Origin of the sequence: Tenacibaculum dicentrarchi (assembly GCF_964036635.1) — a bacterium.
Classification (GTDB): Bacteria; Bacteroidota; Bacteroidia; order Flavobacteriales; family Flavobacteriaceae; genus Polaribacter; species Polaribacter dicentrarchi.
Genome location: NZ_OZ038524.1, coordinates 538,793 through 554,092 on the forward strand (window position 1 = coordinate 538,793; position 15,300 = coordinate 554,092).

At 30.1% G+C, this 15,300-nt stretch carries 12 protein-coding genes and 1 tRNA gene; 3 read left to right on the forward strand and 10 right to left on the reverse strand.

Annotation, left to right across the window (positions count from 1 at the left end):
- Positions 1–59: 59 nt before the first annotated feature.
- The 9 genes from ABNT14_RS02370 to ABNT14_RS02410 form a co-directional block, all read right to left on the reverse strand.
- Positions 60–575 (reverse strand): hypothetical protein, encoded by a 516-nt coding sequence (locus ABNT14_RS02370; protein ID WP_101902688.1) that lies wholly within the window; start codon positions 573–575, stop codon positions 60–62.
- A 62-nt stretch (positions 576–637) separates the two neighbouring features.
- A complete protein-coding gene (gene ccsA / locus ABNT14_RS02375) occupies positions 638–3,787 on the reverse strand; it encodes a cytochrome c biogenesis protein CcsA (RefSeq protein WP_101902687.1) in 3,150 nt (1,049 codons plus the stop codon).
- A 106-nt stretch (positions 3,788–3,893) separates the two neighbouring features.
- A complete protein-coding gene (locus ABNT14_RS02380; RefSeq protein ID WP_101902686.1) occupies positions 3,894–4,772 on the reverse strand; it encodes a phosphatidylserine decarboxylase in 879 nt (292 codons plus the stop codon).
- Between the two features lie 5 nt (positions 4,773–4,777).
- Complete coding sequence (scpA, locus tag ABNT14_RS02385) at positions 4,778–6,841, reverse strand: methylmalonyl-CoA mutase (RefSeq protein WP_101902685.1); 2,064 nt, start codon at positions 6,839–6,841, stop codon at positions 4,778–4,780.
- Positions 6,834–8,183 carry a methylmalonyl-CoA mutase subunit beta gene (locus ABNT14_RS02390; protein WP_101902684.1) on the reverse strand — a complete coding sequence of 450 codons (1,350 nt, stop codon included), beginning with the start codon at positions 8,181–8,183 and terminating at the stop codon, positions 6,834–6,836. Before ABNT14_RS02390 ends, scpA begins: the two co-directional genes overlap by 8 nt.
- The gene (locus ABNT14_RS02395) at positions 8,183–8,500 is read right to left on the reverse strand and encodes an FtsB family cell division protein (protein WP_101902683.1); all 318 of its coding nucleotides are present in this window, start codon (positions 8,498–8,500) and stop codon (positions 8,183–8,185) included. The genes ABNT14_RS02390 and ABNT14_RS02395 overlap by 1 nt, the downstream gene beginning before the upstream one ends.
- A 2-nt stretch (positions 8,501–8,502) precedes the next feature.
- Complete coding sequence (gene udk, locus ABNT14_RS02400) at positions 8,503–9,150, reverse strand: uridine kinase (protein ID WP_348719403.1); 648 nt, start codon at positions 9,148–9,150, stop codon at positions 8,503–8,505.
- A gap of 58 nt (positions 9,151–9,208) precedes the next feature.
- A tRNA-Thr gene (locus ABNT14_RS02405) sits at positions 9,209–9,282 on the reverse strand.
- A gap of 815 nt (positions 9,283–10,097) precedes the next feature.
- On the reverse strand, positions 10,098–10,328 hold the full coding sequence (locus ABNT14_RS02410) for a hypothetical protein (protein WP_101902682.1): 231 nt from the start codon (positions 10,326–10,328) through the stop codon (positions 10,098–10,100).
- A 391-nt stretch (positions 10,329–10,719) separates the two neighbouring features.
- On the opposite strand from ABNT14_RS02410, the gene ABNT14_RS02415 reads away from it, so the two are divergent.
- Positions 10,720–11,337 (forward strand): DUF1684 domain-containing protein, encoded by a 618-nt coding sequence (locus ABNT14_RS02415; protein WP_101902681.1) that lies wholly within the window; start codon positions 10,720–10,722, stop codon positions 11,335–11,337.
- A gap of 52 nt (positions 11,338–11,389) precedes the next feature.
- Here the strand turns inward: ABNT14_RS02415 and ABNT14_RS02420 are convergent, their stop codons facing one another.
- The gene (locus ABNT14_RS02420; RefSeq protein ID WP_101902680.1) at positions 11,390–11,794 is read right to left on the reverse strand and encodes a DoxX family protein; all 405 of its coding nucleotides are present in this window, start codon (positions 11,792–11,794) and stop codon (positions 11,390–11,392) included.
- Between the two features lie 172 nt (positions 11,795–11,966).
- On the opposite strand from ABNT14_RS02420, the gene ABNT14_RS02425 reads away from it, so the two are divergent.
- Entirely contained in the window at positions 11,967–12,845 is an 879-nt protein-coding gene (locus ABNT14_RS02425) for a helix-turn-helix domain-containing protein (RefSeq protein WP_101902679.1), read from the forward strand.
- Between the two features lie 369 nt (positions 12,846–13,214).
- The gene (locus ABNT14_RS02430) at positions 13,215–15,155 is read left to right on the forward strand and encodes an oleate hydratase (protein WP_101902678.1); all 1,941 of its coding nucleotides are present in this window, start codon (positions 13,215–13,217) and stop codon (positions 15,153–15,155) included.
- Positions 15,156–15,300: the final 145 nt, after the last annotated feature.

Genomic DNA, 15,300 nt, shown 5'->3' on the forward strand with positions numbered 1-15,300 from the left:
TTTTATTGTAAAAAAATAAAACTCCATTAAAGTGGAGTTTTATTTTATATAAAGTAACATTAAATTTTAGTCATTTGTTTCTTCATCATTTGCATTTGCTCCTTTAACATACCATGTTTGTCTAACTTTTTAGCTTCATTCATTAAAAGAGTTGCTTCTCGTTTTCGACGTTTGGTCATGGCTATTCCTGCTAATTGTAATTTTGCCATAGCTAAATCATGATCCATTGCTAAGCCTAATTGAACAGCTTTTTTTAGGAATTTTTCAGCCTGTGTTATGTTTGTTTGACTTAACATAATTCCTTGCAGATAATTAAAATATCCTTCTTGTTTTTGAATTAATGCTGTTGATGGTTCTTTAATATAGTCTAACCATTTTTTAGTTCCTTCAAAATTTTGTTTACGTAATTGCATAAATGCAAGTAAAATAAATTCATTTTTAAAGTAGAAAAACACGAAAATACCTGCTAATAAAAGAATCGAAATTCCATTCATTATATGAAATTGAGCAAATTCATAAATAGCCCATAAACTGATTACACCTGCTATAATTAATTTTATATTTTTATTAAACATTTTAATTTTTGTTTTTTATTAATTTGTAAAAGTACATTTTTTCTGTTAAAATAATTGTTGCTTTATTTTTTATAAAACTTTTTATATTTAACCCATGCTAAAGAGCCTATTATTACAACAAAAGCAATTGAATAATAAATAGAGTTAGGGGTAATTACTTTGTCGCCACTAGCGTAAGAATGCAGTCCTGATAAATAAAAATTAACACCAAAATAGGTCATCATAATAGAGGCGAAAGCCATTATTGACCATAAATTAAAGGTATATCTTGATCTTAATCCAGGAATTAAACGCATGTGTAGTACAAAAGAATAAATCATAATTGATATTAACGCCCAAGTTTCTTTCGGATCCCAGCCCCAGTAACGCCCCCAACTTTCATTAGCCCACATACCTCCTAAAAAATTTCCGATTACCAGCATAATTAAACCAACAGTTACTGCCATTTCGTTAATTACGGTAAGTTCTTTTAGGTGAATATCCATTTTCTTTTTATTCTTTTTATTGGTGAAAATGATTAAAAATAAAGAGAAAATACCTAAAATCATCCCTAAAGCAAAAGGTCCGTAACTTGCTACAATAATTGATACATGAACATATAGCCACCAAGAATTTAATACGGGTACTAAATTAGCAATTTCAGGATCTAACCAGTTTTGATGCGCAAAAAATAAAATAATAGATGTTAAAAATGTGGTAGCAGTAATTGTTAATGCTGATTTTTTTCCTAATAATAAACCAAATAACATGGTTGCAAGTCCTACAAATATAATTGACTCATAAGCGTTACTCCAAGGGGCATTTCCACTAATTTGCCAGCGAGAAGCTAGCCCTAAAATATGGACTATAAAAAGGATAATAACAAGACCGATTAAGACTTTTATAACGTAATTTACCCAAGGCTTGTTATTAAATATTTGAAAAAAGACAAAAACAAGCATTAAAAAACTAATAAATCCGTAGTATTTAGATAATTTTACAAATATATTGGCTTTATTGTAGGCTATTTCTAGGCTTATTTTATTTTTAGAAGGAATAACTTCTTTACCAAATTTTCGTTGGAATTTTTTAATTCCATCTAAAATTTTATTGGTTTCGGTATAATTTCCTGTTTTTTTAGCTTCTTGTAATAATTGAAAATATACAGGTAATGATTGTCTTACAAAAACAGAATCAGTTCCTTTAAAATTTGCTTGTGAAGTTTCAGGTTGCGATACCCATTTATGTTGTTCATCATTAGGAATAGGAAAAATCTTTAAAATTCCACCACCTAATGCTTGTGACAACAGCCACACACGATGTTCTATTTTTATAACATCTTTTTCAAATTTGCTTTGAATTTGTTTTTTTTGAGCTTCAATAACAAGATTACTAATTTTAGAGGTTCCGTTTTTATCATAAAAATCTATAAAACAAGCATATTCAGCTCCTTTTTTAACACCTAATATTTCACGGATTTTGGTATTTCCTTTCTCTAGATAAATAAAAGGAACATTTAACCAAAACATTGGAGACTCGGTAATAGAAACTAAAATTTGACTTGGTGTTAAGTCTTTAAAGCTGTTGGTATGGGCTACTTTTCTAACTAATTCTGAAGCAAAAGTATGTGCTGGTTTCATACGTCCACCTGTATCTTGTATTACCAGTTCACTAAATAAAGTAGCGTGTTTTTTATTTACAACTGATTTTTTTAAAAGCGTTTCAATTTCGTTTTCTGGTAATTTTTTAACTTGATGTTGTTGTTCTTGATGCTGTGAAAAACCTAAAAGACTACTTGTTAAAAATAAGATTGTAAGGGTGGCTTTTTTTGTTCTAATTTTAATTAATGATTTTTTTAAATCATCAAAGCGAGTATTTTTAACAAATAATGAGGCAATTAAACCAAAAAACAATAAAAAATAACCTATATAAGTAACTAAAGTTCCCATATAATCATGGTTTACAGATAAGTGAGTTTGTTCTTTATCTCCTTCAATTTTGTAACTAGATTGAAATAATTTATAGCCTTTATAATCTAAAATATTGTTCATGAAAATTCGATAATCAAAGTTTTCTTCCTTGTCGATAACGGTTACTTCACTAGCAAAAGAAGCGGCATTTTCTGAACCAGGGTATTTTTGTAATTGAAAGTCATTTAATTTAACACTAAAAGGTGTTTTGCGTTGCTTTGCACCGTACCAAGCTCTAAAATTTAAGCCATCAATACTAAATTGTTCTTTTCCTTCAACATTAAAGCTACCACCAGTTAATTTTACACGTTCTGTTTTGTTATTAAAAGTAACATCAAAAACAACCATGTCAAATTTTTGGTCATTTTTTTCACCTCTAAGAATTTTCATTTCTCCTTTAACAGCAGGTTGAGGAACAACAAATGGAAGCCCCGAAATTTGGTATAAAGATCGAAGGTTAAAATTCTGAATGCTATCTTTTTTAACCGATCCTTTGTGTTGGGTTGCCATTACTTGATAACTACCTGCCGATTTTGTTTGTATTTTTAAGGTATCGTTTTGTTTAAAAATATTAATATTTGTGTCTTCTGATTTAGCATCAAAACCAACTAAAATATTATGAATATTTTCAATTGTACCACTTTTAATATAGTGTTCGTGTCTGCTTCCACTAGAACTCTCTACAAATAAAAGATGCTCAGTACCATTTTTATCTTCAACCAATTTTTCTTCAGCCCAAGGAATATAATCGACTAAATTAAATGTTATTTTATGATTTTTACCATCTTTTTTTGGCTGAAAATACTCGGTGAAACTTGCTGAATTACGTCCTAAAGCAGTTAGTAATAGCTTGTTATTTGTTTCTTTTTGAAATTCGTTATTATCAATAACTACGTTTAAATAATTGACATCAGATAAAAAAGTATTGGTAGTTTCTCCTTCATCAATAATCATTAATCCTTCATAACTAATATAACGGGTAATTCCTGCGCCAATTAAAATCAATAAAAAGGCTACGTGAAATAATAGTACAGCCCATTTTTCTTTTTTGTATAATCGATACCTGAAGATATTTCCAAAGAAATTAACCACGAAAAATACTTGAATTAACTCAAACCACCAGGCATTATATACCAGGGCTTTAGAAGTTTGTGTTCCAAAATCATTTTCTATAAAGGTTGCAACTCCCATTGCTATTGCGAAAATGAAGAATAATACGGCTGTTAAGCGGGTAGAGTAAAGAATGTCAAAGATTTTTTTCATTTGTAAATCTGCTATGTGTAAAACATGGCAAATTTACATATTAATGCGTTAATACGTTTAAGATTTTAATCATTTTTAAACAAAGAAAAAGTTAAAATAAAAGCAATTATAAGCCTATTTTTTCACCCATTTTAACAAAGGTTTCAATACGATTTTTAGTGTTTTTTAAAATATCTGCATCTATTTTAATATTTTTTTTATCAACAATTAAAACAATCGTTGAGCCTCCAAAAGCAAAATAACCCATTTCATCTCCTTTTTTTACAGGTAGATTAGCTGTATAGGTTTCTATAATACTTCCAACCATTGTAGCGCCAACAGGGGCTACAATAATATCGCCTTTTACTTGGGATGATAAAATACAGTACTCTCGCTTGTTTTCACAAAAAACTTTGGTAAAATTAGCGGCTAGGGCATAGGGTGAAACGGAAAAATAACTACCTTTTATTTTAGTCATTTTTGAAGGTGTTCCTTTAAACGGAAAATGATAACGATGATAATCGTTAGGAGCTAATCGTAAAATAATTAACGATGAATTTTTGTGTTTTTCGGCTAAAGCATCATCGGCTAAAAACTCTTTTAGTGTAAATTGTCGTCCTTTTATAAAGAAATTATCAATATCAGCGATATTTTCAAAAGCCAACATTTTTCCATCGCCAGGCGAAACAAATCCATTTTCAATAGGACGTGCGCCTCGTTTTAGTTTTCTATAGAAAAAATCATTAAAAGAAACATAATCTTCTATTGGTTTTTGGGCTTCATTCATGTCGATAGATAAATCCTTTACAAAACCATCAATTTTAGTAACCGAATTGGGTTTGTTCATTAGTTTGCCATACCAAGAAGATAAAAATTTGCGTTTTACAATTGGTAAAAGCGCCATTTTACCAAACGGATTATGATATAATAATTTTAAAAAACCTTCACCTGGAGGTGTTTCTGTAATTTTATTTCCTGATTTTCTGTCAATAAACTGTATTTTCATAACTTTTACGCTTCTGTGCGATCAATTAAAATAGTTAAAATATCAATGGCTGCTTGTGCAATTTTGGTTCCAGGACCAAAAACACCAACAGCCCCCGTGTCAAATAAAAATGGATAATCTTTTGTAGGAATTACACCACCAACAACGACCATAATATTTTCAGAATCGTGTTTTTGTAATGCTTTAATTACTTGTGGAACTAAAGTTTTATGCCCCGCAGCTAATGAAGAAACGCCTAAAATATGAACATTGTTTTCAATAGCTTGTTTACTAGCTTCTTCAGGTGTTTGAAATAAGGGAGTAATAAATACTTCAAAACCTAAGTCAGTAAAAGCGGTAGCGACTATTTTTATGCCTCTATCATGCCCGTCTTGCCCTAATTTAGTTAGCATTATTCGGGGTTTTACGGCTTGTGTTTTTATGAATTTAGAAACTAATTTAGCTGCCTCTCTAAATGTTTTATCGGTTTTAATTTCGTCAGCATAGACTCCCGAAATAGTTTTAGGTATTGCTTTATGTCGTTTAAAAACACGTTCTAAAGCTGTTGAGATTTCTCCTAAAGTAGCCCTGTTTCTTGCCGCTTTTATGGCTAAGTCTAATAGGTTTCCTTTATTTGATATGGCACAGTTGGTTAAATTAGTCAACGATTTTTGAACACGATCGTTATCTCTTTTACTTTTGATGTCGTTTAATCTTTTTATTTGAGATAAACGTACCGCTTGGTTATCAACCTCTAAAATAGCAATTGGAGTTTCTTTAGTTAAGGGGTATTTATTAACACCTATAATTACATCTTGACCACTGTCAATTCGTGCTTGTTTTTTAGCTGCTGCTTGTTCAATACGCATTTTAGGAATTCCTTTTTCAATGGCTTTTGTCATACCACCGAAAGCTTCAATTTCTTGAATTAATTCCCATGCTTTATTGCTAATATCTTGGGTTAATTGTTCTAAATGATAACTTCCCGCCCAAGGATCGACTGTTTTGGTAATATGTGTTTCTTCTTGTAAATATAGTTGGGTATTACGAGCAATACGTGCCGAAAAATCGGTAGGTAAAGCCATCGCTTCATCTAAGGCATTGGTGTGTAAACTTTGTGTGCCGCCAAATACAGCTGCCATTGCCTCAATAGTGGTGCGTGCTACGTTATTAAAAGGATCTTGCGCAGTTAATGACCATCCACTTGTTTGGCAATGTGCTCGTAAAGCTAATGATTTCGGGTTTTTAGGATTAAATTGTTGTACTATTTTAGCCCACAACATTCTTCCTGCACGCATTTTTGCAATTTCTGTAAAATGATTCATGCCAATTCCCCAGAAAAAAGACAGTCTAGGAGCAAAAGTATCAATATCCATTCCTACGGAAAGCCCTTTTCTAAGATACTCTAAACCATCGGCAAGTGTGTAAGCTAATTCAATTTCGGGGGTAGCACCTGCTTCTTGCATGTGATAGCCAGAAATAGAAATGGAATTATATTTAGGCATTTTTTTAGCCGTATATTTAAAAATGTCAGCAATAATTTTCATGGAAGGGGTTGGTGGATAAATGTATGTATTACGCACCATAAATTCCTTTAAAATATCATTTTGAATAGTTCCTGATAATAATTCAGGAGCTACACCTTGCTCTTCGGCAGCAACAATATAAAAGGCTAAAATGGGCAAAACTGCACCATTCATAGTCATAGAAACAGACATTTTATCTAACGGAATTTGGTCGAATAGTATTTTCATATCTTCAACCGAATCAATAGCCACACCTGCTTTACCAACATCAGCTTGCACACGCTGATGATCAGAATCGTAACCACGATGTGTTGCTAAATCAAAAGCTATAGAAAGTCCTTTTTGACCTTCCGCTAAGTTTTTTCTGTAAAAAGCATTGCTTTCTTGTGCAGTAGAAAACCCTGCATACTGACGAATCGTCCAAGGTTTATTAACATACATTGTAGCGTAAGGACCTCGCAGATTTGGAGCAGTACCCGCTACAAAATCTTCATGTTTTTTGTGGTCAACGGATTGTTTTTCATTTAAATTTAACTGTATGTTAGCGATGTTTTTTCTACTCATTGCTTAACCTTTTTTGTTCTAACTTTTCTGCTAATCTTTTTTGTATAATAGGTAGAATAAGTGTTTGATCATTTCTGATTTTTATAAAAGGATAAAGAGATAATTTGTTACTCATTAAATCTTTATCGTTAGCCATTTTATTAGCACCTATTAATACGATTTCGCCAGCATCAAATTTTGCTTGTTCTTTATCCGAAGAATCTTTAATTTTTCGTTGAATAATGCCTTCTTTTAATTGTTTTAAAAAACCACCACCTTTTTCAATGGTTTTAAAGACTACTAAAGCATTTTGTGAAAGTTGCTTTGTTATCGATTCAATATAATATGCACCATCAGCAAAATTTTGAGCCTCTGACAATTCGGCTTCTTGTTGTAAAATTAACAGTTGATTTCTTGAAATACGCTCTCCAAATTCATTTGAATGATGAAAAATATCATCATAAGAAATATTACTAACGGTATCAGCTCCTCCTAAAATAGCACTCATACATTCTGACGTGCTTCGAAGCATATTTACATTATAGTCGTACATAGATTTATTTCGGGAAGTTGGCTTTACAAATACATGTGCTTTATTATTAATAACGTCATATTCTTTTAAAAGTGCTTCCCATAAAATTCTGAAAGCCCTAAGTTTTGCAATTTCGAAGAAATAATTACTACCTACCGAAAAATTAAAATGAATTTGATTGGCTATTTTACCGCCAAAATAATTTAAATATTCATTAGCATGGGCTAGGGTATAGGCGAGTTGTTGGGTAATCGTTGCCCCTGAATTTTGATATATAGAAGCATTGATACAAATACTATTATTGCTATGCTCTATAATTTTTTTAAGCTCTTTAATACCGTTACTCGAATGGCTAAACCAATTTCCGGTACTTGCTAAATTACCAATAAGATCAATATTGAAATAACAATTTTTAGAGTTTATAAATGTTGATAATTCAATGACAAAATCAGCCGTTAAAAACTTTAAATTAAAGTACAATAAGGTGTTTTTTACATCGATATTTTTTAAAAGTATTTTATAATCAAAAGGAGTTTTTGCTTTGAATTCAATGGCTTTTGCCCCTCTTTTTAAAGAGTCGATTGCAAAATTATTTGCTTTTTTAGCATCTTCAATATAAATTGATTGACAAATGGTAAATCCTTTTTCAGGCGTATTTATATTGGTGTTTGTTTGGTCGTCTTTTGTGTAAAAAGGTTTAACTGTAATCCCTTCATCGGTTTTCCAGAGTAGCGTGTTATTGTAGTCATTCCCATTAAGGTCAACTTGAATTTTTTGCTTCCATTGCGCAGCGCTACTTTTTTGAAACTCGTTAAATAGGTAATTACTCATTATTTAGGTATCGTATCAAATTCTATAATATAAATATCTTCATTCTCTTTTTTCATTAAATACCTTTCACGGGCATAATGCTCTAGCTGTACAGAATTTTGAAGCTTATTTATGGTTTCTTTATCTTTTTTGATTTTATTTTCATGATAAGTTATCCAAAGATTTAATTTTTCAATCTCATGATTAAACTCTCTATGTGTAAGATACGAATTTTCATCAAAAAAACCCATCCAAATTACAAATACGGTTAAAATAAGAACATAAGGATTTGTTATTATTTTATAATAAGGACTGTTTTTTATCGATTTTAAATTCATAACTATAGGCGATTAGTAATTACGGTTCTAACAATATTAACAGCTACAGTATTGTATTTATCGTTAGGGATGATAATGTCTGCATAGCTTTTTGTAGGTTCAATAAATTGTTGGTGCATTGGTTTTAAGGTGTCTTGATACCTGCTTAAAACTTCGTTAACATCTCTTCCTCTTTCTTTAATATCTCTACGAACACGTCTTATAAGACGTTCATCAGCATCGGCATGTACAAATATTTTTATATCACAAAGATCTCGTAATTTTTCGTTATTAAAAATTAAAATACCTTCAATAATAATCACTTTTTTAGGAAGTGTTTTTACAGTGCTATTAATTCTATTGTGCTTTTCAAAAGAATAAATAGGTTGTTCAATGGTTTTATTATTTTTTAAATTACTTAAATGTTCTGTCAGTAATTCAAAATCGATAGATTTAGGATGGTCAAAGTTTATTTTTGAGCGTTCTTCATGGCTTAGACCATCTGTTTGGCTGTAATAAGAATCTTGTGACAGTATACAAACTTCGTTTTGAGGAAGTTCGTTTATTATTTGGTTTACAACGGTTGTTTTTCCGCTACCAGTTCCGCCAGCGATGCCGATTACAAATATATTTTTCATAGTTTTTCTTAAGGTATAATAATGACAACAAATTTAGGGAAATAACTGCATAAAAAAAGTGCTAACTTTACAGTTAGCACTTTTTATTTTGAGCCAATGGAGGGACTCGAACCCACGACCTGCTGATTACAAATCAGCTGCTCTAGCCAGCTGAGCTACATCGGCTTGTTGCTCCTAAGAGCGCTGCAAATATATGACCTTTTTAAGGATTGACAAAATTTTTTTTAACTTTTTTTGAAGTTTTTTTCGGGTATTTTTATAACTTATTGATTTACATATTTGTATGTAGTCTTATTTATTTAAAAAAAAATAATAAAATTATTAAATTAATAAATAATAGAAGATGAAAATTGGCTTTTACTCTTCTTTTTTAACTGATATTGTCTTTGGATTTTTTAAAAACTTTAAAATTCTTGTAAATTTTATCTAAAAAAAGTTTTATGACATGTTAAATAAATCGAATTAGTGAAGTTTAATTCAAAATATTTAGCCTTTTAAAGTTTTATCTGAAAAAATATTGTAGAAAAAAAATCGAATTGGTTAACCTAAATTTATTTTAGGTTTAGATTCTGATTTTTTATAGTTCTCTTGTTTATGAGATGCTGAGCTAAGTTCAGTATGACGTTTATCAAGGCTTAGTTGTTTTGAAAAAGTTTTATATCAGAAAAAAATGAAATCGAATCCATCAACCTGAATTTCGCTTAAGTTTCGTATCCTGACTTGCCGTAATTATTCTCTTTTTGATTGACGTCCCTTGTCAATTCAACTGATTTTAATGACTAAAAGTAATTTGAAGAGGAAAAATTATTCGAGTTTTAAATAAATTCATAGGTTCCTGATATTTATTAAAACTATTTTGAACAAAAAAAGCTCTAGCTTAACTAGAACTTTTATAGAGAATATAAATTATCAAGAATAAATTAAAAAAATTATTCTATTATCATATAACGAGTAATTACATAATTTATTGTTGTAATAAATTATGCAGTTAAAGGTTTTCCTTTTAATCGTTTTTCAATTCTTTGTTTTACTACTGTTAATCGCTTCATAGCATCCATTAACGCAACATCTTTGGTTTCTTTATATACTTCATTTATCTCTAGTATTAGAGATTTTACTTCTCTTGAAGCTAATATTCTATCGCTAGTAGTAATGAATTTGAATTTTCTGTGTTCAAATTCGTCTGCTTTACTAATTAATTCTGAATTCATAAAATACTTACTTATTTAATTAAATTATCCTTTTAAAATTCCAGTTTCGTATTTATTTTGGTCAAAAAAAAGATTAAAACTAAAATAAAATGGGGGGCAAATATATAGTAATCTTTTATTAACCTGTCATAAAACAATAAAATTGTTTTATTTATATATAAATTTTCTTTATATAGTTCTTAATATGTAAGAACAGGCTTTTTAGTACGTAACTATTGATTTTGTTAAGATAAATATAATGATTTTATATTTAAATATCAAATTTATTAGCAGAATTTTAACAGGTTGTAATTAATTTACATTAAAATTATGAATTTTTAACTTAAAAAAGTAGAAGTTCTGGGGTATATTTACATGTGTTTTGTAAAATTCTTAATAAAAAATAATTAAAATGAGTGTTAGTGTAAGAAAAATTTTAATACTGATAATTGTAATTATATTACAATCGTGTAGCAGTAAACAGAAAAGAAAACCTCTTGGGAATTCTACTTTTCAAAAAGAAATGAATTCGGAATTTAAAGATGCGTCAAAATCGCCTTTAACAAAAAGTGGGTTGCGAAAATTTAAAGGCTTAGATTTTTTCAAAATTGATACAACCTATAAAGTAACCGCAAAACTTATAAAAACACCCGACGCTCCAAATTTTCATTTTCCAACCACAAAAGGTACTGTGGTTGTCTATAAAAAATATGGAAATATTTTATTTAAAATTGCGGATAAAAATTTTAAACTAGCTATCTATAAAGATACAAAACCAAGCAAAAAATATGAAAATAATTTGTTTTTGCCTTTTTTAGATAAAACAAATGGAAAAACTAGTTATCAAGGGGGGCGTTTTATTGATGTTTTAACCACGGATGAAACGAAAAACAATACTATTATCATTGATTTTAACAAAGCTTATAACCCTTATTGTGCATATAGTAATCGGTATTCTTGCCCAATTACACCGAGAGATAATTATTTAGATATTCAAATAAAGGCAGGTGTAAAGGCGTATAAAAAGTAAAAAATCACTCGAACTTAGCGTTTTTATGATTTTTACTTTTTGGCGATTTTTTTTAATTATTTTTGATAGCAATACTACTCGAAATTTCTTTGTGTATTTTCCAAGCCCAAGCGATAAATAAAAATTGAAAAGGCAATCGAATTAACGCTGCCGTATGTGAACCGATGGCAGGAGTTGCAGAAAACACATCCCAAATATGAACGGGTAAAAATAAAAGCATCAAATAAAATACTCCTAAAGCGCCAAGTTTAGCGTATTTAGTATTCAAAAATAATAATATCCCTAAACCGATTTCTAAAATTCCTGACAGATAAATAATCATGATCGGAAAGGGTAAAAATGTAGGAACAAAAGGTAAGTAAAAAGTGGGTTTAATAAAATGCTGTACTCCGCCAAATATCATAAATACGCCAAGTATTATTTTTAATACATTCCAAAATAGTTGTTTTTTTGTCATTATAAGATAGATTTTATAGCGCAAGGTACAAAAAAGAATGATTATTCATTTTTTTATTTATGTTTTTGGAATTTGCTTGATTTTTTTATAAATTTAAGTAAGAATATCGCTCTCAAATAGTTTATTTTTAAAAGCTGTTTTTAAATTGAAAAAAAATCAATAAAACGCATTAATGAAAAATCATAAAAATTACGAAAATCTACAAGACACCCTTTCTTTTTTTAATATTGATTGTCATAACTCCTATTATATATCGACTGGGAAATCCATTTTTAAATTTCCTGAAAACCCATTTCGCATGGATTATTATGCCTTTTGTATTTGCACAGATGGCGAAATCGATTTAGAAATTAATGCCATTAATTATAAAATTAGCAAGGGGAGTATTTTTTGTTCTGCGCCTTCTACGATTGTCCATTTTTTAAATGCAAGTGCTAATTTTAAAATTCAAATTGTGTTTTTTGAAAAGAATTTTTTACTAACCAATATTTCCGATCCATTTATTATCGAAAAAATGGCGCTGTTTCAGCAAAATTCTTATTCTGTTGTAAATACATCCAAAAAAAACACACAGATTTTATTAAGTATTATCAATAATTTAAAAGAAAAAGAACAGCGTAACGGGAATTTTACCAAAGAGCTTATTCAAACCTTAATTTTTAATCTTTTACTAGAAATTGCCGAAATTATTCATTGCACTACATCAAATATAATTGCAAATAAAGACATTAAAATAAATACCTATTTACGGTTTAATAAATTAGTGCAAGAGCATATTCTACAAGAAAAATCCGTTGGTTTTTATGCTAGTGAGCTCTGTGTTTCTAATAAATATTTAATCGAAATTACTAAAAAAATAGCAGGAAAAACACCGCATCAAATTATTGAAGAAGCTTTGCTAAAAGAGGCCTTAGTATTGTTAGGAAACCCTGTTTTAGCAATTTCTGAAATTGCCTATCAGCTTCAATTTAATTCGATTTCGGCTTTCGGGCGATTTTTTAAACGACAAACTGCTATTTCTGCTTCGGAATATCGAAAAACCAAAAAATAAACCCTTTCTATTTGCTCTAAAAACACTTTTACGTCTTCGGATTTTTTATTTTTTTACTATCTTTTTTTTGAAGCAATTTCCCGCTTTCCGCACTCGCTCTTTTTTGAAAAAAATCAAAAAAGGAGCTCAAACAAAGCGTCAATCGGGGCTAGGCATTGTGCTATTTTATAAAATATTTTACTTCGATATAAAAATAGCGCCATAAACTAAAGAGAACAACTTACTTTTCATACCATACTAAAACACAGTACAAAAAATCGACTTATAATTTAAGGATACTTTTGCTGAATTTAGGGACACAAGTTAATTTAAGGATAGTGGTAACTTTGGATAACAAAGAATTAAACAGTCAATTAAAAACTATCTGAAATGAAAAAAAATATCTCGAAATTCGATAAAGTATTAAATGTTTCTCCTTTTTTAGGAAATGTAAATCACACTCCTGATGCGAGTAAAGATGTGGTTCATCATTCAAAAGATATTCCGATGCCTTTTGCCGATTTAACAGGAAATTATCAGCGAAATAAAGGGATTCCTTCAAAATCATTTAAAGACAGTAAAGTTTATATTGTAGGAAGTGGAATTGCAGGTTTATCGGCGGCCTATTATTTTATTAGAGACGGACATTTTTCGCCAGAAAATATTGTTTTTTTAGATAAACTATCGGTAGAAGGTGGTTCGCTTGACGGTGCGGGAAATGCCGATGACGGTTATATTATTAGAGGAGGGCGAGAAATGGAAATGACCTATGAAAATTTATGGGATATTTTTCAAGATATTCCAGCCGTTGAAATGCCTGAACCTTATAGCGTTTTAGACGAATATCGTTTGTTAAACGACAATGACCCAAATTATTCAAAATCTCGATTAATTCATAATAAAGGAGAAGTTCAAGATTTTAGCAAATTCGGTTTAGATAAAAAAGACCAATTAGCTATTGTAAAATTATTATTGAAAAACAAAGAAGATTTAAACGATTTATCGATTGAAGATTATTTTAGTGAGTCGTTTTTACAGAGTAATTTTTGGTTTTTATGGCGTACCATGTTTGCTTTTCAAAACTGGCATAGTTTATTAGAATGTAAATTATATATGCACCGATTTTTACATACTCTTGATGGAATGAAAGATTTATCTTGCTTGGTTTTTCCGAAATACAATCAGTATGATACCTTTGTAAAACCTTTAACCGAGCATTTAAAATCGAAAGGCGTAAGTATTGAGTTTGATACTTTAGTAAAAGATTTAGACATCAGAATTAATACCGAGGGCAAACTTGTACAAGGAATTATCACCGAACAAAACGGAAAAGAAGTTGTTATTCCTGTAACCAAAAACGATTACGTAATTGTAACCACAGGTTCTATGACTGAAGATACGTCGTACGGAACGAACACAAAACCAGCGATTGAAACTATTGATAACAGCCAAAGTGGTAAAAGCGACGGTTGGAAATTATGGCAAAATTTAGCTTCAAAATCACCTGATTTCGGAAACCCTGAAAAATTTTGCGAAAATATTGAAAAATCGGCTTGGCAATCGGCAACTTTAACCTGTCGCCCTTCCGATTTGACCGAAAAATTCAAAGAATATTGTGTAAACAACCCATATTCAGGAAAAACTGCTACGGGAGGAATTGTAACCATTACCGATTCCAATTGGTTGATGAGTTTTACCATCAATCGCCAACCACATTACCCAACCCAGCCCGATGATATTTTAGTGGTTTGGCTGTACGCTTTATATATTGATAAAGAAGGAAATCATATTAAAAAACCGATGCCTCAATGTACAGGGAATGAAATTTTATCAGAATTATGTTTTCATTTAGGATTAGAAAATCAACTTGAAAACGTGATAGAAAACACGATTGTTCGTACTGCTTTTATGCCATATATTACATCGATGTTTTTACCTAGAGCCACTGGCGATAGACCTCAAATTGTGCCTAACGGATGTAAAAATTTAGGGCTTGTAGGGCAATTTGTAGAAACAAATAATGATGTTGTTTTTACGGTAGAATCATCGGTAAGAACAGCAAGAACAGCGGTGTATAAATTGATAAATTCAAACAAACAAGTGCCTGATATTGCTTCAACTCAATACGATATTCGTCAAATATTAAAAGCCACCAAAGCTTTAAATGATAACAAACCTTTTCCGGGAGAACGTATTTTAAAACGTGTATTAAAAGACACCTATTTTGAACATATTTTACCTGTTGATATTCAAGAAGAAGCAGAAGAACATCATGAATCTTTTATTGCAGAACAATTTGAAAAATTACAAGATTGGGCAAAAAATCTTTAATTAATTTTTAGCGCCTGTTTTAAGTTTCATCTTTTGATAATTCTTGTCAATTCGAGTGATTTTAAAGCGTGACGCTAGTATTGTATAACAAAATTGTTTGAATATTTTATGGTGTCGGCAGTCGACACAAGCAAGATGCTTGCGC

Bases quoted from the DNA above. Each gene is read 5' to 3' on its own strand.
- ABNT14_RS02370 (WP_101902688.1), bottom strand. From the start codon at position 575: ATGTTTAATAAAAATATAAAATTAATTATAGCAGGTGTAATCAGTTTA.
- ABNT14_RS02415 (WP_101902681.1), top strand. From the start codon at position 10,720: ATGAGTGTTAGTGTAAGAAAAATTTTAATACTGATAATTGTAATTATA.
- ABNT14_RS02395 (WP_101902683.1), bottom strand. From the start codon at position 8,500: ATGAATTTAAAATCGATAAAAAACAGTCCTTATTATAAAATAATAACA.
- ABNT14_RS02420 (WP_101902680.1), bottom strand. From the start codon at position 11,794: ATGACAAAAAAACAACTATTTTGGAATGTATTAAAAATAATACTTGGC.
- ABNT14_RS02410 (WP_101902682.1), bottom strand. From the start codon at position 10,328: ATGAATTCAGAATTAATTAGTAAAGCAGACGAATTTGAACACAGAAAA.
- ABNT14_RS02390 (WP_101902684.1), bottom strand. From the start codon at position 8,183: ATGAGTAATTACCTATTTAACGAGTTTCAAAAAAGTAGCGCTGCGCAA.
- scpA (WP_101902685.1), bottom strand. From the start codon at position 6,841: ATGAGTAGAAAAAACATCGCTAACATACAGTTAAATTTAAATGAAAAA.
- ABNT14_RS02430 (WP_101902678.1), top strand. From the start codon at position 13,215: ATGAAAAAAAATATCTCGAAATTCGATAAAGTATTAAATGTTTCTCCT.
- ABNT14_RS02380 (WP_101902686.1), bottom strand. From the start codon at position 4,772: ATGAAAATACAGTTTATTGACAGAAAATCAGGAAATAAAATTACAGAA.
- ccsA (WP_101902687.1), bottom strand. From the start codon at position 3,787: ATGAAAAAAATCTTTGACATTCTTTACTCTACCCGCTTAACAGCCGTA.
- ABNT14_RS02425 (WP_101902679.1), top strand. From the start codon at position 11,967: ATGAAAAATCATAAAAATTACGAAAATCTACAAGACACCCTTTCTTTT.